General features: G+C 68.9%; 15 protein-coding genes. 6 read left to right on the plus strand and 9 right to left on the minus strand.

The genetic code is table 11. The annotated features are described in order from the left end of the window. Positions 1-487: 487 nt before the first annotated feature. Positions 488-1,567 (minus strand): lysine-2,3-aminomutase-like protein, encoded by a 1,080-nt coding sequence (locus tag FHG71_RS17995; protein WP_139083086.1) that lies wholly within the window; start codon positions 1,565-1,567, stop codon positions 488-490. A gap of 436 nt (positions 1,568-2,003) precedes the next feature. Between FHG71_RS17995 and FHG71_RS18000 the strand changes: the two genes are divergently transcribed. Together FHG71_RS18000 and FHG71_RS18005 are read left to right on the plus strand one after the other, a co-directional pair. Continuing rightward, positions 2,004-3,098: a carboxynorspermidine decarboxylase gene (locus tag FHG71_RS18000; RefSeq protein WP_139083087.1), complete on the plus strand. Its 1,095-nt coding sequence runs from the start codon at positions 2,004-2,006 to the stop codon at positions 3,096-3,098. Positions 3,099-3,122: 24 nt separating this feature from the next. Further along, complete coding sequence (locus FHG71_RS18005) at positions 3,123-4,361, plus strand: saccharopine dehydrogenase family protein (protein WP_139083088.1); 1,239 nt, start codon at positions 3,123-3,125, stop codon at positions 4,359-4,361. A gap of 38 nt (positions 4,362-4,399) precedes the next feature. Here the strand turns inward: FHG71_RS18005 and FHG71_RS23705 are convergent, their stop codons facing one another. After that, a complete protein-coding gene (locus tag FHG71_RS23705) occupies positions 4,400-4,564 on the minus strand; it encodes a hypothetical protein (protein WP_176559491.1) in 165 nt (54 codons plus the stop codon). Positions 4,565-4,697: 133 nt separating this feature from the next. On the opposite strand from FHG71_RS23705, the gene FHG71_RS18010 reads away from it, so the two are divergent. Both FHG71_RS18010 and FHG71_RS18015 read left to right on the plus strand, forming a co-directional pair. Further along, positions 4,698-5,189 carry an MOSC domain-containing protein gene (locus tag FHG71_RS18010; protein ID WP_139083089.1) on the plus strand — a complete coding sequence of 164 codons (492 nt, stop codon included), beginning with the start codon at positions 4,698-4,700 and terminating at the stop codon, positions 5,187-5,189. Between the two features lie 72 nt (positions 5,190-5,261). After that, positions 5,262-6,488, plus strand: coding sequence for an Hsp70 family protein (locus tag FHG71_RS18015; RefSeq protein WP_139083090.1), 1,227 nt, complete (start codon positions 5,262-5,264; stop codon positions 6,486-6,488). A gap of 10 nt (positions 6,489-6,498) precedes the next feature. Here FHG71_RS18015 and FHG71_RS18020 read toward each other — a convergent pair whose 3' ends face one another. The 6 genes from FHG71_RS18020 to FHG71_RS18045 all read right to left on the minus strand — a co-directional run bounded on the left by FHG71_RS18020 (position 6,499) and on the right by FHG71_RS18045 (position 14,934). After that, complete coding sequence (locus FHG71_RS18020) at positions 6,499-7,650, minus strand: iron-containing alcohol dehydrogenase (protein ID WP_139083091.1); 1,152 nt, start codon at positions 7,648-7,650, stop codon at positions 6,499-6,501. A gap of 83 nt (positions 7,651-7,733) precedes the next feature. Next, a complete protein-coding gene (locus FHG71_RS18025; protein ID WP_139083092.1) occupies positions 7,734-10,499 on the minus strand; it encodes a glycoside hydrolase family 2 protein in 2,766 nt (921 codons plus the stop codon). 180 nt (positions 10,500-10,679) lie between these two features. Then, positions 10,680-12,008, minus strand: a complete 1,329-nt coding sequence (locus tag FHG71_RS18030) for an extracellular solute-binding protein (RefSeq protein WP_139083093.1) — start codon at positions 12,006-12,008, stop codon at positions 10,680-10,682. 54 nt (positions 12,009-12,062) lie between these two features. Next, positions 12,063-12,905 carry a carbohydrate ABC transporter permease gene (locus FHG71_RS18035; RefSeq protein ID WP_139083094.1) on the minus strand — a complete coding sequence of 281 codons (843 nt, stop codon included), beginning with the start codon at positions 12,903-12,905 and terminating at the stop codon, positions 12,063-12,065. Further along, the gene (locus FHG71_RS18040; protein WP_139083095.1) at positions 12,902-13,840 is read right to left on the minus strand and encodes a carbohydrate ABC transporter permease; all 939 of its coding nucleotides are present in this window, start codon (positions 13,838-13,840) and stop codon (positions 12,902-12,904) included. The genes FHG71_RS18035 and FHG71_RS18040 overlap by 4 nt, the downstream gene beginning before the upstream one ends. Next, on the minus strand, positions 13,837-14,934 hold the full coding sequence (locus FHG71_RS18045) for an ABC transporter ATP-binding protein (protein WP_139083096.1): 1,098 nt from the start codon (positions 14,932-14,934) through the stop codon (positions 13,837-13,839). The genes FHG71_RS18040 and FHG71_RS18045 overlap by 4 nt, the downstream gene beginning before the upstream one ends. A 144-nt stretch (positions 14,935-15,078) precedes the next feature. Here FHG71_RS18045 and FHG71_RS18050 point away from each other — a divergent pair, with 144 nt between their 5' ends. Next, positions 15,079-16,131 (plus strand): LacI family DNA-binding transcriptional regulator, encoded by a 1,053-nt coding sequence (locus FHG71_RS18050; protein ID WP_139083097.1) that lies wholly within the window; start codon positions 15,079-15,081, stop codon positions 16,129-16,131. Positions 16,132-16,134: 3 nt separating this feature from the next. Here the strand turns inward: FHG71_RS18050 and FHG71_RS18055 are convergent, their stop codons facing one another. After that, entirely contained in the window at positions 16,135-17,385 is a 1,251-nt protein-coding gene (locus tag FHG71_RS18055) for a DUF305 domain-containing protein (protein ID WP_246045505.1), read from the minus strand. Positions 17,386-17,666: 281 nt separating this feature from the next. Here FHG71_RS18055 and FHG71_RS18060 point away from each other — a divergent pair, with 281 nt between their 5' ends. Beyond that, a complete protein-coding gene (locus FHG71_RS18060; RefSeq protein WP_139083098.1) occupies positions 17,667-18,101 on the plus strand; it encodes a hypothetical protein in 435 nt (144 codons plus the stop codon).

Below are 18,101 nucleotides of genomic sequence, written 5' to 3' on the forward strand. Positions count from 1 at the left end.
GCCGCCCTGACCGGCTCCAGCCCGCGGCACACCCGCCGCAGAGGCCATGGCAGAGGCCCGTCCAGAACAAGGACAAGTCCAAACCTCAACCGCCTCATGCAACAGAGCGCTCCGTTCCGGAAAAACCTTGGTGGCGAACATGTGTTTCGATATCGAACGCCAGCGAACGTGACGGGTGGCGCGGCAGAGCTTATTCTGTCTCAGGGACATCGCCAGCGGCGATTGCGTAGCAATTGCCGAGTGATCCGACAGGATCTGATGCGCTTGCCTGATACCGGCAGGTGTGGTTGGCGCAGGTGGTCGATTTTGACGCTGTAACAGCGTGCAAGGTCCATAGATCCGCCTACCTCGCAGTCATCATTGCCCAAGAACAGCTGAAACGCTGGATTGAATCTTTCTCAATCGACGGCTGTCGGTACGAGACGCCTATCGTCAGAATGCAAAATGTTGATGCGTCAGCTGAATTTAGCTCTGCTTGGTCTGACATCTAGCCGCGCCGGTCGGGGTAGTCATGAAGCCGCCCCGACGGATCCTCGATGCGGCAACGCCCGGTCGCGTCCGCCGCGCCGTCCACCTGTTTGACGTAGCATGGCCCTACAGGCACTTTTCCGTAGCCGCCCGGAAGGTCGAGAACATAGGTCGGTTGGCACAGTCCCGAGATCCGGCCGCGCAGGTTCCGCATCAGATCCTGTCCCCGCGACAGGGATAGGCGGAAATGACCTGTGCCCAGCGCCAGATCGGGATGGTGCAGATAGTAGGGCTTGATACGCGCCTCTACGAGGGCGCGCAGGAGCGCATCGAGCGCCGTCGGTTCATCGTTCACCCCCCGCAGCAGGACGGACTGGCTCAGCATCGGAATACCCGCATCGACAAGCCGGCCGCAGGCGTCGCGTGCGGCAGGCGTCAACTCGCGGGCGTGGTTGGCATGAAGAACCACGAAGACGGCCCGGCTTGGTTCGACGCGGAGGGCTGCGACCAATTCTTCGCTCACGAGATCGGGCGCGACGACGGGAACCCTCGTGTGAAAGCGGATCACCCGCACATGATCGATCTGGCCGAGGCTCTTCATGAGGTCCCGAAGTCGACGGGGCGACAGGATTAGGGGATCGCCGCCTGTGACGACCACTTCCCAGATCTCGGGATGGCTCTTGATATAGGCCAACGCCGCCTCCGTCTCAATCTGGCTCAACGATCCCAGGCCGCTGGGACCCACCATCTCGCGGCGAAAGCAGAAGCGGCAGTAGACCGGACAAGCATGGAGTGGCTTGAGCAGGACCCGGTCCGGGTAGCGATGCACGATCCCTGGGACCGGACTATGCTCGTCGTCGCCAATAGGATCGGCACTCTCTTCCGGGCTTCCATCGAGCTCGGCCGCCTCAGGGATGAACTGTCGGCCGATCGGGTCATCGGCATCGCCCGGCACGATCAGTTCGGTCATCGCGGGCGTAATGGCAACGGCGTATCGCGCCGCCACGGCCTCAAGCTCTGGCAGGTGCTCGGCCGTCGCCAGTCCTGCACCGACGATGTCGTCGGCAGAACGCAAGGTGCGCGGAACATCGATGGGCATGGGGCGGCTCCTTGGCCAAGTGATCCGCAAGCCCTATGCCCCGCCCGGCTGGGGAACCCAAGCCCGCGACAAGCATCCCAGAAAGGTGATGTCCATCGTCCTGCAGGGTAGATGTCGGCGCTGCGGTCAGCTTCGGCCGAACCAGTGATCCATCGAGTAGAGCACACGCCATTCCGGTCGATATAGGAGGAGCCAGGGCGTCATTCCCGCGAGTCCTCGGTCGGTCTCCGTGTCGATATAGATACGGAGTCCCTCGCGCGGTTTCCGCAGATTGTTCCGATTGTTGCCGCCTTGGCTGCCAGTCCAGCAATCTCCTGATCGGCCCTTGCACCTGTTGCTGCGCTTCGGCCTCTGAGCGCCCGAAGCCGATTGAGGTCGGCTCTCACCCCTGCTATTCGGCCGCGCTCCTGATCCGAGGCCGGCCGAAAGCTCCATCATGCAAACGCCTTACTATCTGATCGACAAAGGCAGGCTCCTGTCGAACCTTGAAACGATCGCCCGCCTTCGCGACATCTCGGGCGCCAAGTCGCTCCTCGCTCTCAAGTGTTTCGCGGCTTGGTCGGTCTTCGACCTCATGCGCGAGCACATGGACGGCACAACCTCATCATCGCTCTTCGAGGTCAAGCTCGGGCACGACAAGTTCGGCAAGGAGACCCATGCCTATTCCGTTGCCTGGTCCGACGACGAGTTCGATGAGGTCTTAGTCAACTCGGACAAAGTGATCTTCAACTCCGTGGGCCAGCTCGACCGCTTCGGCGATCGGGCCGCATCCCATGTCGTGGGCCTGCGCGCCAATCCTGGGATCAGCAGCTCGTCCTTCGACCTCGCCGACCCGGCGCGTCCCTTCTCGCGCTTGGGTGAGAGCGACCCGGCCGCCATCGAGCGGGTGGCCGACCGCTTCTCGGGGCTGATGTTCCACAACAACTGCGAGAACGCCGACTTCGACCGCTTCGACCGGATGCTGTCGCACATCGAACAGCGCTTCGGTCACCTGATCCGGCGCATGGACTGGGTGAGCCTGGGCGGCGGCATCCACTTCACGGGCGAAGGCTACCCGCTGGAGCGGCTGGCCGAGCGGCTCCGTCGCTTTGCGGGCGAGCACGAGGTGCAAGTCTACCTGGAGCCGGGCGAGGCGGCGATCACGGGTTCCACGACGCTCGAGGTGACGGTCCTCGACACGCTGAGGAACGGCAAGGACATCGCCATCGTCGACTCCTCGGTCGAGGCGCACATGCTCGACCTGCTCATTTACCGCGAGAGGGCCAGCATCCTGCCCGATAGGGGCGACCACGAATGGATGGTCTGCGGGAAGTCGTGCCTCGCGGGCGACATCTTCGGCGAATCGCGCTTTCCCGCGCCCTTGCGGCCGGGCGACCGTCTCTCGATCGCCAATGCGGGCGGTTACACGATGGTCAAGAAGAACTGGTTCAATGGCGTGAAAATGCCCGCCATCGCCCTGCGCGAACTGGACGGTTCGGTGCGCCTGGTGCGCGACTTCGGCTACGACGACTTCGTCGCGGCCCTTTCCTAAGTGATCAAGGACGGGAAGACCTGCATGAAGAAGAACCTCCTCATCGTCGGCGCGGGCGGGGTCGCTCATGTGGTGGCGCATAAATGCGCCCAGAACCGCGACGCCTTCGGCGACATTCACATCGCCTCGCGCTCGATGGCCAAGTGCGAGGCCATCCTTGCCAGTGTCCGCGACAAGCAGGGCGATGAGGCCGTGGACGCCATCCGTGCCCATGCCGTCGACGCGATGGACCCCGGGGCGGTGGCCCGCCTCATCCGCGAGACCGGCGCGCATATTGTCATCAACGTCGCCTCGTCCTTTGTGAACATGAGCGTCTTGGAGGCCTGCCTGCAAACCGGTGCGGCCTATCTCGACACGGCAATTCACGAGGACCCCGCCAAGATCTGCGAGACGCCGCCCTGGTACGGCAACTACGAGTGGAAGCGGCGCGAGCGCTGCGCCGAGGCCGGGGTCACGGCGATCCTGGGGGTGGGCTTCGACCCGGGCGTCGTGAACGCCTATGCGCGCCTTGCGGCGGACGAGCACCTCGACACCGTCCGCTCCATCGACATCGTCGATATCAACGCGGGCAAGCACGACCGCTGGTTCTCGACGAACTTTGATCCGGAGATCAACTTCCGCGAGTTCACCGGCGCCGTCTACAGTTGGCAGGACCGCGCTTGGCGGTCGAACCGGATGTTCGAGGTCGGCCGCGAATGGGACATGCCGGTGGTGGGCCGTCAGAAGGCCTACCTGACCGGCCACGACGAGGTGCATTCGCTGTCCCGCAACTATCCGGACGCCGACGTGCGCTTTTGGATGGGCTTCGGCGACCACTACATCAACGTTTTCACGGTGCTGAAGAACCTGGGCCTTCTGTCGGAGCAGCCGGTGCGGACGGCCGAGGGCCTGGAGGTCGTGCCGCTCAAGGTGGTCAAGGCGGTGCTGCCCGACCCGGCCTCGCTCGCGCCGTCCTACGAAGGCAAGACCTGCATCGGCACCTTCGTGCGCGGCACGAAAAGCGGCGAGGAGAAGGAAGTCCTCCTGTTCAATGTGGCCGACCACAAGGCCGCCTACGAGGAGGTCGGCTCCCAAGCCATCTCCTACACGGCCGGCGTGCCGGCCGTCGCGGCGGCGATGCTGGTCGCCTCGGGCGAGTGGGACGTGCGGACGATGGTGAACGTCGAGGAACTCGACCCCAAGCCGTTCCTGGCGCTGCTCGGCCGGATCGGGCTGCCCAGCGAAATGATCGTGAACGGCGTTGCGCGGTCCCTCGTGCACTAAGGCAGATCGAGCCGCGCGGGTGCGCCGCGGCCCGCTTTCTACCCGAGGGCGGGCCAGCCCCAGTGCAGGAGCGCAGCGATCCCGCCCCCGGCTAGCGATAGGCGCAGGATCAGGCGCCAAGGCACCAGAAACACCAAGGCGAGTCGCAGCAGGATCGGCGCGATCATCACGAGCGAGAGCGGAATAGCGTATTCGGCGATCATGGTCCTGGCCTGTCACGGACGAGGTAGACTGTCTCAGCCAGGGGCCTTGTTCAAGGGGACCGGCCGGTGGCTGGGCGATGCGGCTTTCTGCCGCTAGCTTTGGCGCACATAGCCCTTCCGACCCCGAGGACGGATGCTCAACCCCCAATCCCGCCTTGCCGCTCTCCTTGCCGCGCCAATGCGCCCGGGTCGGGTCCTCTGGATCGGCCTGCGACCGGCGCGCCGGTCGGCGGTCCTGACGGTCGAGGAAGCGCTGGCCCAGGTGGGCCAGGGCCTCGCCGGCGATCGTTACGGGTCCCGCGATAATGGGCCTCGTCAGGTCACGCTGATCCAGGCCGAGCATCTGGCCGCCATAGCGAGCCACCTGGGGCTGGAGCAGGTCGAGCCCGCGCGGCTTCGGCGCAACGTGGTGACGCAGGGCATCAATCTCCTCGCGCTCAAGGAACGGCGCTTTCGCTTGGGCGGGGCGGTGCTGGAGCACACGGGTGAATGCCATCCCTGCTCGCGCATGGAGGAAGAGCTGGGTCCCGGCGGCTACAACGCCGTGCGTGGCCATGGCGGCATCACGGCGCGGGTGATCGAACCGGGGCCGATCCGATCGGGGGATGCGATCACGGCACTCTGAGCCTGTCCCGGCGGCTTGACCCGGTCGCGCCGTCCGGTTACCCGCAGCCCCTTTCTGATCGGAGGACGGAACATGGCGCGCTGGCTGGGCGTGGACTTCGGAACCTCGAACACCTCGGTGGCCATCCTGGACGGAGACCACCCGCGCCTGATCGAGCTGGAGCCCGGCCGCCTGTCGGTGCCGACCGCGATCTTCCTCGACGCGGGCACGCGGCAGATGCTCTTCGGCTCGGCAGCCGTCGAGGCGCTGGTGGAAGGGCGCGAGGGCCGGTTCCTGCGTGCGATCAAGCGCGTCCTCGGCACGCCGCTCATGCGCGAGACACGGCAGTTCCTTAACCGGCGCATGACGCTCGTGGAGTTGGTGGGCGAGGTGCTGGCCCGCCTGCGCGCCCGCGCCGAGGCCGAGGCGGGCGAAGGGCTGGTCCGCGTGCTGGCCGGCCGGCCGGTCGTCTTCCAGTCCGAGCCCGAGCGGGACGCGCAGGCCGCCCTCGACCTCGCCGACGCCTACCGGCTGGCCGGATTCGAGGAAGTGGACTGGCTCACCGAGCCGGAGGCCGCGGCCTGGGCCTGCGGCGTTGCGGACGGGCTTGGCCTCGTGGTCGACATCGGCGGGGGCACCTCGGATTTCACGGTCTTTTCGGCCGAGGGAGGCCGTAGGACCGTGCTGGCCAGCGAGGGTGTCCGGATCGGGGGCACGGACGCCGACCGGACCCTGAGCCTCGCCCATGCCATGCCGCTGCTGGGCCTGGGCACCCGGCTGCGGGCCGAGATCGGCGGGGCGCTCCACGACGTGCCGGTGGCGCCGTTTCACGACCTCGCCACCTGGGAGCGGATTGGATTCCTTCAAACGCCCGAGATGGCGCGGGACGCGGCGCGGATGAGGCGGCTGGCCGAGCGGCCCGAACGGCTGGCGCGGCTTCATGCGGTGCTGGAATCGGGGTTGGGTTTCGATCTGGCCTTCGCGGTCGAGGCGGGGAAGATCGGAGCGAACGAGGGTGGTGGCCGGATCGACCTTGGTCTGGTCGAGCGTGGATTGGCCGTGCCGCTGCCGGCCGATCGGCTGGAGCGGGATCTCGAAGCCTTTGCGGCGGCTATCGGCGAAGGGGCACGGCGCGCTGTGGAGCGCGCCAACGTGCCGCCAGACGCGATCACACATGTCGTGCACGTGGGCGGGTCGAGCCTTCTTCGCCCCGTCCGGCGCGCGATGGCCGACCTGTTTCCGACGGCTCGCCCCGTGGAAACGGCCGCCTTCACGGCCGTGGCCGAGGGACTGGCGCTGGCGACGGCCGGTCGGGGCTGAGCGGGACGCATCAGGCGGCGGCGGCAAGCACGGCCTCCAGATCCGCGACCGAGAGTGGGGCAGGGTTGGCCTTCATGGAGGATGAGGTTCCTGCCGCCTCGGCGGCTGCCTGCCGGTCCTGAGCGCCGATGCCGAGAGAGGTCAGCCCGGGAAGGCCGATTGCGCGCGACCAGGCGTGCAGCCGATCAGCGGCCTCGGCGATGTCGGGCCCTGTGCCGAAGGCCTCGCCGATCCATTGGCCCACGACGTCGAGCCGGTCGGACAAGGCCGGATCGATGACGGCCCTGCGGTTGGCGACCAGCACGTGAGGGAGCAACGCCCCGCAGATCGCCCCATGCGCCGCGCCTGACAGGCCGCCCAGCGGCCCGGCCAGCCCATGCACCGCCCCAAGCCCCGCGTTGGCCAGAGCGAGGCCGCCGCAAAGGCTCACCCAAGCCATCTCGTCGCGGGCCTGGGCGTCCTCGCCGTCCATCAGCCGCCGCAGCGCCTGCAGGCCGCGCGGGATCGCATCGCGGCAGAGCGCGTCGGTGAAGGCGTTGGCCCGCGTCGAGGTGAAAGGCTCGATGACCTGCGTGATCGCGTCGAGGCCCGAGGCCAGCGTCGTCGCGCGTGGGCAGCCGTCCGTCAGGGCCGGGTCGACCAGCGCGAGGCGGGGCAGCATCCGGGGATCGCGCAGGCTCACCTTGCGGCGATGCTCGGGCACGCCGATCACGGCGTTGCGGGTGACCTCGGCCCCGGTGCCGGCGGTCGTGGGCAGCGCCAGGAAAGGCAGGGGCGGATGGTCGAGCGGCAGGCCCCGGCCCACGACTTCCAGATGGTCGAGGAGCGGCCGCGTCGCGGGGACCATGGCCGCGATGGCCTTGCCGGCGTCCATCGCCGCCCCGCCGCCAAGGGCCACGATGACCTCGGTCACTGCCTCGCGCGCGGTCGCGACCCCTTCCTCGATCAGCGCCATGTCGGGCTCGCGCGGGACGGCGAAGCGGGTGACGGGACAGTCCGAGGCGGTCAGAGCGTCGACCAGCCACTCGCTCCGCGAGGCGTTCGCACCGTGGACGAGGAGGACGCGGCGCCCGAGGGCGGCGATCCGAGCAGGGGCCTGGGCGGCCTGGCCTCGACCGAAGAGGATCTCGGTGGCGGTGAGGAAAGAGAAGGGGCCGGGCATTCGGGGTCCTTGGGTGGCGCGGCCGGGGAGAACCGGCAACGCCAAGCTAGTCAGGTTCGCTTCGTCCTGTCGATGCAACTGCGTCAAGGTCGGAGCGCCAGGTCGATGAGCCCGTCCCAGAGCGCGGTGGCGGTCGGGTCGGCGTCGAAGGCATCGCGCATCAGCCGGAAGGTGGAAATGACGAGCTTGCCACGCCCGAGCCGCTTCTCGATCACGAAGGCCGCGGGGCGGTGCACCCAGCCCACGACCGTCCCGGCATGAACGCGGCCCCGGAACTCCCAGGATCGTTGATGAGTGAGCACCTGGTGCGGGATCACGCGCGAGAAGCTGAGGTCGAGGAGCGGCCCGCCGGGGAGGTGGGCGAAGACGCCGTCGCGGCGGAGCCAGGGGAAGTTGCCCACCCAGTCGCCGCGCCAGATCGTGTTGTGGCGGTTCTGAAGCGCGTAGCCCGGAAAACTGAAATAGGGCTCGGAGCGGGTGCCGCCGGGGGCGTCCTCGATCTGCACGGTCATCGGCCCGTCGCGCGGCGAGGTGTCGTCCCGCAGCCGGCGCTGCCCATGCTCGACGATCTGGAGGTAGTGCGCCCCGGCGTGGATCGCCTCGACGCGGGGTCCGTCGAGCGTGTCGGTGACGAAGAGCTCGGCGTCCTCGGCCTCGACCTCGCGGTGGCCCAGGACCAGCAGGCGCTCGCCCACCAGCGGGCGGTCGGTGCGGAAGCGGACCTGGCGAGCGGGGGCGGCGCGCTCGGGATAGAGGGCCAGAGCCTCGCGGTTCTCGGAGATGAGGCGGCCGTCGGGGGCGAGGAGGCGGAACTCCAGGGCGGCCATCTCGGCCCGCTCGACCCGGGGAGTGTGCAGCGCGAGGGTCGCGCCCGTGACCTCCATCGGGGCGGTCATGGGCAGGGCGACGGTGCCGTTCTCGCCGTTCAGGCGCCATTCGAGACGGGCGCCGTCGGGCAGGGTCTCGCCTCCGGTGGCGACCTTGAGGTCGAGATGGATCTCCTGCCCCGAGCGGGCGGCGTGGTGGCGCAGGCCCGGCGCGATCACGACGTCGGCGTTCACGTGCGAAAGCGCCTTGGCGAAGACGCGGGGGTTCCGGGCCATGTCCATCAGGCCGTTGCCCTCCCAGTGGACGTCGGTGAACTCGGTCACGACGTAGCCGGCGATGGGCGCGTGGGAGCGGATGTCCTCGATCTCGTACTTGAGGTTCATGAACTGGTGCCACTGCACCTTTTCGATGAATTGGGTGAAGCTGCCGAAGACCTGGTCGAGGCCCAGCTCATGGAAGCGCGCCTCGATGCCGGTGGGAAGCGCGACGCCGACCGCCCAGGTGGCCCCGTAAGGCATCCACCACGGCTCCTTGCCGTCCTCCTTGAGGTTCGCGGGATCGGGCAGGCCCCAGACGCCGAACTCGGAGACGACGAGAGGCTCCTTCTTCGTCCACTCCGCCTCGGGCTGGTGGGAGAAGGTCCAGTCGGCGGCGCCGGCGAACTCGCGGCTCAGCGCCTCCCATTCCTCGCGCCGGTCGAGCGCGGTGCGGTAGTAGTGGAAGTCGTTGATGTCGGTCTTGACGTGGTAGTTCGGGAAGCAGGCCGAGTTGTCGACGACGAGGCGCAGCGGGTCCTCGGCCTTGAGCCAGTCGAAGAGGTCCACGAGCCAGCGGCGCTGCTCGCCCACCTCGCGCAGGCGGGTGCCCCAGTCCTCGTTGATGAGGGTCCAGATGACGATGGACGGGTGGTTGCGGTCGCGGGCGAGGATGCCTTCCATCGTCGCGCGCAGCCGCGGGGCGCTGGAGGGCGTGAAGGTCTCGACGTTGGGGATCTCGGTCCAGATGAGCATCCCCAGCCGGTCGGCGACCTCGTAGTAGCGGGGGTCGGGAACCTTGATGTGGCAGCGCAGGAGGTTGAGGCCCATGGCCTTGGCCTTGCGGACCTGGTCCTCCAGAAGCTCCAGCGACGGAGGCGTGCCGAAGCCGTCGGGGTAGTAGTCCTGGTCCAGCGCGCCGCGCATGTAGAGGGGCTGGTCATTGAGGTAGAAGATGCCGTCCCTCGCCTCGAAGCGGCGGAATCCGAAGCGCTCCTCGCAGGAGTCCAGGGCCTCGTCGCCCGCACGCAGCGTGGCGCGGAAGGTGTAGAGGGCGGGGCTGTCGGGGGACCAGGGCTCGACCCGCGGGAGCGTCACCGCGTGGGTCAGGCGGTCGGCGTCGAGGTGCAGCGTCTCGCTGTGGAGGGCGTGGCCCGAGGAGTCGAGCACCTCGATGGCGACCATGCCCTGGACAGCCTGCGAGAGTGTCAGGCGCATCTCCAGCCGCCCATCGGGCCAGTGGGGGTCGAGGCGCAGGGCGCGGATGTGGGTGGCGTGGCGCGCCACAAGGCGGACGGACTGCCAGATGCCGCCCTGCGGGCCGTACCAGCTCTGCTTGCCGTGGGGGACCTCGGCGAAGTTCAGGCCCGGCTCGTGGTCGTGGGCGTCGGGGAGGACGGCCTCGACCTCCAGGAGGTTGTCCTCCTCCAGGAGATCGGGGGGGATCACCAGCTCGAAGGGAAGATAGCCGCCTTCGTGGCGGCCGATCTCGCGGCCGTTGACGCGGACGGTGGCCACCTCGCTGACCGCGCCGAAGTGGAGCGCCACCTCGCGGTCGCGCCAGCCCTGGGGCAGGGCGAAGCGGCGGCGGTAGGTGGCGCGGCCGAAGCTCCAGTGCAGGCCGGGGAGGACCTGCCAGGGAGCGGGGACCGGAGCCTCGCGCCAGGCCGCATCGGATTCGTGCCGGAACTCCCAGGTGCCGTCGAGGGACAGGTCGCCCCGGAGAGCGGTCGCGGCGGAGAGGGGAATGGTGGTCGCAACGTTCATCGGCGGTCCTTGGGAGGGCGGGCGCGGGTTCGTGCTTCCGTTGTGCCAGCGAGAGGTTAACGGATTCTCACACCACCGCGCGGTGGTCCGGGATTCGCGCAACACCCCCCGAGGGTGTCGCGCAGGGTGCCGGCCCCGGGGTGGGGAGGATCCCCGGAGCCGGCGTCGCGGGGGGAGGGGTCAGCCCCCGCGATTGGCGCGGCGCAGGATGCGCTCGACCTGGGACTGGGCCGAGTCGAGGGCGGCCTGCGGCTCGGCCCCGGTCAGCCACATGGCGTTGAAGTCGGACATGATCGCGTTGTAGATCGAGCGCTGGTTCTGCGTGGTCGGCACGGCGCGGGCGATCTGCGATGTGTTCGAGATATTCGCGCGATGCGGCAGGGCCGCGAACTCGGGGCTGTCGATGACCGACTGACGCACGGACAGGTGGCCCGTCCGCGACCATTCGAAGTTGTTGTCGTTCAGGAAGGTCAGGAAGGCGACGGCGGCCTCCTGCTCCTCGGGCGCGCGGGATTCGTCCCTGGGGATCACCCACATGTGGCTGTCGGCCCAGACCGCCTCCTCGCCCATCAGGGCGGGGACGTTGGTGGCGACGTAGTTCTGCAGCGGGACGCTGCCGCCTTCGGCCTGGGCGTTGTAGCTGTCCACGACCCAGGTGCCGTTGATGATGATGCCGGCCTGGCCGTTCAGGAAGGCCTGCTCGGCGCCCGGGTAGTCGAGGCCGGGATCGGCGAGGCCCTCGTCGTAGATCTGCTTGATGAAGGTCGCGGCGGCCAGCGCCTCGGGCCCGTTGAGGTTGGCGCTGGTGCCGTCGTCGGCGAGCGTGGTCGAGCCCTGCTGCCAGACGAGCGAGTTGAAGAAGCGCACCATCATGCCTTCGGCCGACTGCGATTCGACGGCGATGAAGTTCTGGCCCGTGGCCTCCTCGAACTGCTTGCCCATCTCGATGAACTCTTCGGGCGAGGTGGGAAGTCGAACCGTGCCGTCCTCGTTCACGAAGCCCGCCTGCTCCATCAGGTCCACGTTGATGTGGAACAGGAGCGCGTGCAGGTCGAAGGGCAGGGCGTAGACCTCGTCGTTGGCGCTCGCGTTCTGAAGGGCGGCGGGGACGAAATCGGCGGTGTCGATGCCGGCCTCCTGGAAGAGGGGGCCGAGCGGGGTGAGGAGGTCGCGGCTCACGAAGTCGGGCATGACGGAGGAATGCATGACCGCCACGTCGGGGATGTTGCCCGTCTGGAAGGTCGCGGTCAGCAGGTCGTAGTAGGCGCCCCATTCGGCGGTCTGGACGGTGACGGTATGGCCGCCTTGGTTGGTCGCGTTGAACTCGTTCACGAGAGCGGTGATGATCCCGCATTCGCCGTTGGCTTCGGACGCGTCGTTGACGCTGCCGTAGTCATTCTGGCAGTCGCCGAAGAAGCGCATGAGCTGGATCTCGGCCGCGCCGGCTGCGCCGCCCGTGGTCAGGGCTGTGGTCAGGGCGAGGGCCGCGAGGGCCTTGGAACGGTGCATCTTATCCTCCGTGTCGATGCGGTTCGTATTGGCCCCCGTGACGGGGGCGGTCGGTCACTTGCCGGCGCTCATGGCGACGCCCGCCACGATGAAGCGCTGGAAGATCAGGAACAGGAGCACGATGGGCAGGCTGGCGAAGACCGCCGAGGCCATGACCGAGCCCAGCCCCTCGGTGAAGGCGAAGTTGCCCTGGATCGAGGCGAGGCCCACCGTGACGGTGTACATGTCGGCGTCGGTCGCCGAGACGAGCGGCCACAGGAAGTCGTTCCAGGCGTGAATGAAGGTGAAGAGGCCGAGCGTGGTCAGCGCCGGGACCGAGAGCGGCAGCATGATCCGCCAGAAGATCGTGAAGCGCGAGGCGTGGTCGAGCTCGGCCGCCTCCTCCAGCTCGCGCGGGACGGCGCGGAAGAACTGCATCATCAGGAAGACGCCGATGGGGACGGCGACGCGCGGCATCATCAGCGCGGCGTGGGTGTTGTGGATGCCCCAGGACGCGAACATCTGGTGGAGCGGCAGGAAGACCGCCTGCTCGGGGATCATGAGGCCCGCGATCATCAACACGAAGATCGCGCGCTTGAACGGGAATTGGAGGCGGGCGAAGGCGTAGCCCGCGAGGGAGGACACCACCAGCACCAGGAGCGTCATGCCGACGGCCACGATCAGGCTGTTGACGAGCCACCGCGGCACGGTCGCGAGCTGGAGGAGGTTGGCGTAGTTCTCGAGCGTGAACGGCATGGGGATGAAGCCCCAGGTGGACTGCTGGAGCACCGCATTGGGCTTGAGCGACATCGCCACGACCCAGATCACCGGCAGGAGCCACAGGATCGCCACGAGGACGGTGACGGCGAGGAGGAGGCGGTCGCCCCAGAGGGCCCAGCCCGAGCGCGCGGCGGTCATCGGTCGTCCCCCTGGCGGCCCAGCCAGAGCTGGAGCATCGAGAAGAGCATCATCAGCACGAAGAGCACCATCGCCATGGCCGCGCCGTAGCCCACGAGCCAGTCGCGGAACGAGGTCTCGTAGATGTACTGGACCAGGGTGCGGGTGGAGTTGGCGGGGCCGCCCTGCGTCATCAGGAAAGGCTGGCCGAAGATCTGGAACTGCCCGACGATCTGGAGCACGACGACGAGGATCAGCGTGTGCCGGATCGAAGGCAGCGTGATCCGCCAGAACACCGACCAGCGCGAGGCATGGTCGAGCTCGGCGGCCTCGTAGAGCTCCTTGGGGATGGAGCCGAGGGCGGCGAGGAAGAGCGCCATGGGAAGGCCCACGCCCCACCAGAGGGTGGTGACGACGATGGCGGGCATGGCCCAGGTGGGGCTGCCCAGGAAGTTCACGGGGGTGCCGCCGAGGAACTGGACCACGGGCGCGATCAGGCCCCGGTCCGGCGAGAGGACCATCGCCCAGACTAGCGTGACCACGGTCACCGAGAAGACCGAGGACAGGAAGAACACCGACCGGCAGATCGCCCGGATGCGCCCCGGCCCGTGCACGGCCAGCGCGAGGAGGAGGGCGATGAGCGTCATCGACGGGACGGTCAGGGCGACGAACCAGAGCGTGTTGCGGGCGGCCGCCCAGAAGTTCCGGTCGGTCCAGAGGTCCTGGTAGTTGAGCGTGCCGACCCAGCCGTAGTCGCCGCCCATCAGGTCCCAGTCGCGAAAGCTGATCCAGATGCCCAGGAACAGCGGGTAGACGAGCAGGACCAGGTAGACGGCCATGAAGGGCGCGAGGAAGAGGAGCGCCGTCAGCCAGTCGCGCCGGCGAACGCGGTGGCGCGGAGCCCGGGTGCGTGGCTCGGCCAAGGGGACGCTGCGGGCCTGGGGCGAGGCGGTCATGCCGGGACCTCCTCGGGGAGGGTGATGGCGAGGCCCTGGGCGTCGAAGACGTGGCGGAGGCCTGGGCCGGGCGCCAGGGGGATGTCGGTGCCCACGGCGGGCGGGCGGCGGTCGCGCAGCTCGGCCACGATGGCGGTCCGGTCGGGAAGCGTCGCATAGACGAGCTGGACGTGGCCGAGTTGCTCGACCACGTCCACATGGCCGCGCAGGGGGCCGTCCGGGTGGACCTGCAGCATCTCGGGGCGCAGGCCCAGGGTGACGGTGTCGCCCGCCGCGGCTGAGCCGGGACGGACCCGGGCCGGGAGGCGGACGCCGCCCGCGACCTCGACCTGCACCTCGGGCCCCTGGGCGGCGGTGATCCGGCCGGGCAGAAAGTTCATCTTGGGGCTTCCTAGGAAGCCCGCGACGAACAGGTTGGCGGGCCGCTCGTAGAGGTCGAGGGGGGCGCCCACCTGCTCGATGACGCCCGCGCGCAGGACCACGATGCGGTCGGCCATGGTCATGGCCTCGGTCTGGTCGTGGGTCACGTAAATCATCGTGGCGCCGAGCCGGTGGTGGATGCGCGCGATCTCGGTCCGCATCTGGACGCGCAGGGCGGCGTCGAGGTTCGAGAGCGGCTCGTCGAAGAGGAAGACATCGGGTTCGCGCACGATGGCACGGCCGATGGCGACGCGCTGGCGCTGGCCGCCGGACATGGCGCGCGGCTTGCGGTCGAGATAGCTGTCGAGCTGGAGGATCTCGGCCGCCTTGGCGATGCGGCTGTCGATCTCGGTGCGTGGGGTGCCGATGTTGCGCAGGCCGAAGGCCATGTTCTCTCGCACCGACATGTGCGGATAGAGCGCGTAGTTCTGAAACACCATCGCCACGCCGCGGTCGCGGGCCGCCGTGTCGTTGACGCGGGCGCCCCCGATCAGGACGTCGCCCTGGGTCACCTCCTCGAGCCCTGCGATCATCCGCAGAAGCGTGGACTTGCCGCAGCCCGAGGGCCCCACGAAGACCACGAACTCGCCCTGCTCCACGTCGAGCGACACGTCGTGGATCACGTCCACGTTGCCGTAGGACTTGGACACCCCGCGCAAGGCGACATCCGCCATGCCATCTCCTCCCTCTGGGCCCTGATAAAGCCAAGTTATAATTTTGCTTGTTTATGACTAAAGCCGGTGGGACGATCAAGGGCGATCTGTTGTCCGCTGGGCTGGGTGGTGTAAGCCTCCCGCCCAGCAGCTAGGAGGCGGAAGGTGTCCAGCAAGCCCACCATGAGCGACATCGCCCTGGCCTGCGGCGTGTCGCAGGCCACCGTGTCGCTGGTCCTGAACGACGCGCCCGGCACCCGCATCTCGGCGGCGACGCGGGCGGCGGTGATCGCCAAGGCGCGCGAGCTGGGCTATCACCGGGGCGCGCGGGCGGTGGAGCGCCGGCCGCTCGTGGCCATGCTCATCAACGAGGTCACGTCCACGCCCCACGTCGCGGGGCTGATCGAGGGCCTGTCCGAGGCGGCGAACGAGGCGGGGCTCCTGATGATGGTGATGCCCACGGCGGGGGACCCGGGACTGGAGGCGGCTGCACTCGACCATCTCCGGGCCGTGGGCGTGCGGGGGGTCATCTACGCGCGGCTCGTGACGCAGGAGGTCGCGCCGCCCGAGCGGCTGGCGGACTGGCCCACGGTGCTCCTGAACTGCCACGCGCCCCGCAGCCCGTTCCCCAGTGTCGTGCCGGGGGATCTGGCGGCGGGCCTGACCGCGACGCTGGCGCTGGCGGATGCGGGGCACCGGCGCATCGCCTTCATCGGGGGCGAGGACAGCCTGGAGTCCGCGCGCGAGCGGCTGAAGGGCTATCGCCGGGCTCTCGCCATGCGGGACCTGCCGGCGGACCCCCAGCTCGTGGCGAAGGAGGGATGGCGGATGTCGGGGGGCTACGCGGCGCTGCGGCGGATCATGGGGCTGGCCGATCCGCCGACCGCTGCCTTCTGCTTTTGCGACCGGACGGCGGCGGGGGTCTACGACGCCGCGCGTGGGATGGGCCTGCGCATCCCCGAGGACCTGTCGGTGATCGGCTTCGACAACGAGAGCTTCGCGGCCGACCTGCGTCCGGCGCTGACGACCATGGAGCTGCCGCACGCCGACATGGCCCGGCACGCGGTCGAGGAGCTGCACCGGATGATGACGCGGCCGGATTCGCGGTCGCGCCATCCGCAGGTCAAAATCGACTGCCCGCTGGTACTTCGGGGGTCGGTCGCGCCGCCCTGCGGGGAGCGGCCCCGCGCGGGGGCCGTCGCGGCGGGGCAGGGCTGAGACTCAGGGCGTCGCGGTGGTCGGCGTCAGCACCGTGTCGGCTGCGGCGGCGGCGCCGTCGTCCGACAGGATGGGACCGTTGGCGCGGGGGGCGCCGATGCCCCCGGCGGCCATGGGACCATGCGGTTCCTCGGGGTTGTGGGAGTGGGTCGCCAGGTCTGCGGTGGCCGGGCCGGGCGCGCCGTCCGGCCCGTAGATCGTCCGGTGCGTGCCCCAGTAGGCGGTGACGAAGACCACGAGGGCGGTGGCGAGGCCGAGCGGGACGCCGGCCAGCGCCCCCCGGATGCGGGGGATGAAGTGGACCTCGCGCTCGGGGTCGGCGGCGATGACGAGGATGGTGGCCATGATGAGCGCGTGGCCCAGCATGTCCACGCGCCCGAAGGGCCAGACCGCCGACAGGAAGATCACGAGGAGCGCGATGGAGGAGAGCCGGCGGACGAGGGGCGTCCAGAGGAGGCCGAAGCCCATGGTGAACTCGGCCACGCCGGCCATGGGAATGAACACGTCACGCGGCAGGCCGAAGGTGAGGAAGGGCTTCTCCTCGACGAGGGGATAGAACCATTCGGGATAGGCGAACTTCTCGAGGCTCGACCACATGAGCGCGATGGCCACGCCCCAGCGCAGGACCTCGAAGCGGTGGCGGTGCCAGTCGGGATTGCGGGACGCATAGAGAGCCATGTACCCCGCGACGCCGATGCCGAGCGCGAGATAGTCGAGCAGGTGAAAGAAGTCGTAGTCGCGCAGCGCGATCACCCAAAGGATGAGAATGCCCAGCGCCGACAGCGGCATGGTCCGGCGCCAGAAGACCCCGGCGGCGATGAGGAGCTGGAACCAGGAGACCCATTCGGCCGGGGTGGCGAGGTCGGGCGTGAGATAGACGCCGCCCACCGCGAAGATCGCCACGAAGAAGGTTCCGATGGCCACCCGGAAGAAGTCGTCGGCGCGGGGCCAGATCGGGCGGGACAGGCGGTCCATGCCCAGCAGGAGCGTCTCGCCGGCCTGCGTCCGCTCCAAGGCGCGTGTGGCGAGGAAGAAGACGAGCACGAGGCCGATGGCGGCCCAGAACCAGGGATCGGTCAGGGTCAGGCCGATGGGCTGCGGCGAGGCGCCCACGATGTAGGGCGCGAACCATTTGACGTGGGCATTCGCCGAACCGGCCAGGAGAGTGATCGCTCCGGCGAGAAGGAAGACGTCGGCGGGGCGCGGGGACGGGCGGCGCGGCGCGGGTTGTCCGGTCGGGCTGGGGATGGGCATCGAACGTCCTCGGGGCTCGGGCCGTCGGGCGGGACGCGTCGCCGCCCTGCCGGCAGGGAGTCGGGGTCGTTTCGCAACGTCCGAAGGGGCGGCCCAGTTTCGCCCCGCGCCTAGGCCATCTCGCCGCAGGGCGGGCCCCGGCGAGGGAACGAGCCGGGCGTCGGGCCAGACTCCGAGCGCCGTTCGAACATGTCGACAGTATGGACAGATAATGGCAGAAATGGGGCGTATAGGCGGCCTCGACTTGGACGCGGTCGCTTGCTGGAAGGGAGGCGGCCGTCTTGGCGAGGAAGGAAGGAGCGGCTTCCCTGCGAAGCCCCGGGCTGCGGGCCACGTTCGGCTGGGGCGCGGCGCTGCTAGTGTCGCTGGCCATCGTCTGGCCGCTGAGCGGTCAGGGTTCGGGGGTCGAGGAGACGCTGCGGCGCCTTGACGGCGAGGTGCATGCCCCTCGCGACCTCGGCGGAGGCCTGACGCTGCTGCGCGCCAACGCCGCGGGCCGGGTCTGGAATCAGGCCGTCGGCTCGGCGCGGCCCATCGTCCAGCCCAGCGACAGCGAGTTCCGGGCCCTGCTGCGCGAGCGCTGCGACGACCGGATCTTCCACCGATTGGTCGAGGCGGGCGCGACGGTCATGGAGCACCACTACGGCCCGGACGGGATGCCGGTCTTCAGCCTGCGCCTCACCGAAGGGATCTGCGGCCAAGTCCGCATGGGCTGA

The sequence above is a fragment of the Rubellimicrobium roseum genome (genome assembly GCF_006152145.1).
Taxonomy (GTDB): Bacteria; Pseudomonadota; Alphaproteobacteria; order Rhodobacterales; family Rhodobacteraceae; genus Rubellimicrobium; species Rubellimicrobium roseum.

Excerpts from the sequence above, each read along its gene's own strand:
- FHG71_RS18045 (WP_139083096.1), bottom strand. The coding sequence starts at position 14,934 with ATGGCGGATGTCGCCTTGCGCGGGGTGTCCAAGTCCTACGGCAACGTG.
- FHG71_RS17995 (WP_139083086.1), bottom strand. The coding sequence starts at position 1,567 with ATGCCCATCGATGTTCCGCGCACCTTGCGTTCTGCCGACGACATCGTC.
- FHG71_RS23705 (WP_176559491.1), bottom strand. The coding sequence starts at position 4,564 with ATGATCGCCGAATACGCTATTCCGCTCTCGCTCGTGATGATCGCGCCG.
- FHG71_RS18000 (WP_139083087.1), top strand. The coding sequence starts at position 2,004 with ATGCAAACGCCTTACTATCTGATCGACAAAGGCAGGCTCCTGTCGAAC.
- FHG71_RS18005 (WP_139083088.1), top strand. The coding sequence starts at position 3,123 with ATGAAGAAGAACCTCCTCATCGTCGGCGCGGGCGGGGTCGCTCATGTG.
- FHG71_RS18010 (WP_139083089.1), top strand. The coding sequence starts at position 4,698 with ATGCTCAACCCCCAATCCCGCCTTGCCGCTCTCCTTGCCGCGCCAATG.
- FHG71_RS18030 (WP_139083093.1), bottom strand. The coding sequence starts at position 12,008 with ATGCACCGTTCCAAGGCCCTCGCGGCCCTCGCCCTGACCACAGCCCTG.
- FHG71_RS18040 (WP_139083095.1), bottom strand. The coding sequence starts at position 13,840 with ATGACCGCCTCGCCCCAGGCCCGCAGCGTCCCCTTGGCCGAGCCACGC.
- FHG71_RS18055 (WP_246045505.1), bottom strand. The coding sequence starts at position 17,385 with ATGCCCATCCCCAGCCCGACCGGACAACCCGCGCCGCGCCGCCCGTCC.
- FHG71_RS18015 (WP_139083090.1), top strand. The coding sequence starts at position 5,262 with ATGGCGCGCTGGCTGGGCGTGGACTTCGGAACCTCGAACACCTCGGTG.
- FHG71_RS18035 (WP_139083094.1), bottom strand. The coding sequence starts at position 12,905 with ATGACCGCCGCGCGCTCGGGCTGGGCCCTCTGGGGCGACCGCCTCCTC.
- FHG71_RS18020 (WP_139083091.1), bottom strand. The coding sequence starts at position 7,650 with ATGCCCGGCCCCTTCTCTTTCCTCACCGCCACCGAGATCCTCTTCGGT.
- FHG71_RS18025 (WP_139083092.1), bottom strand. The coding sequence starts at position 10,499 with ATGAACGTTGCGACCACCATTCCCCTCTCCGCCGCGACCGCTCTCCGG.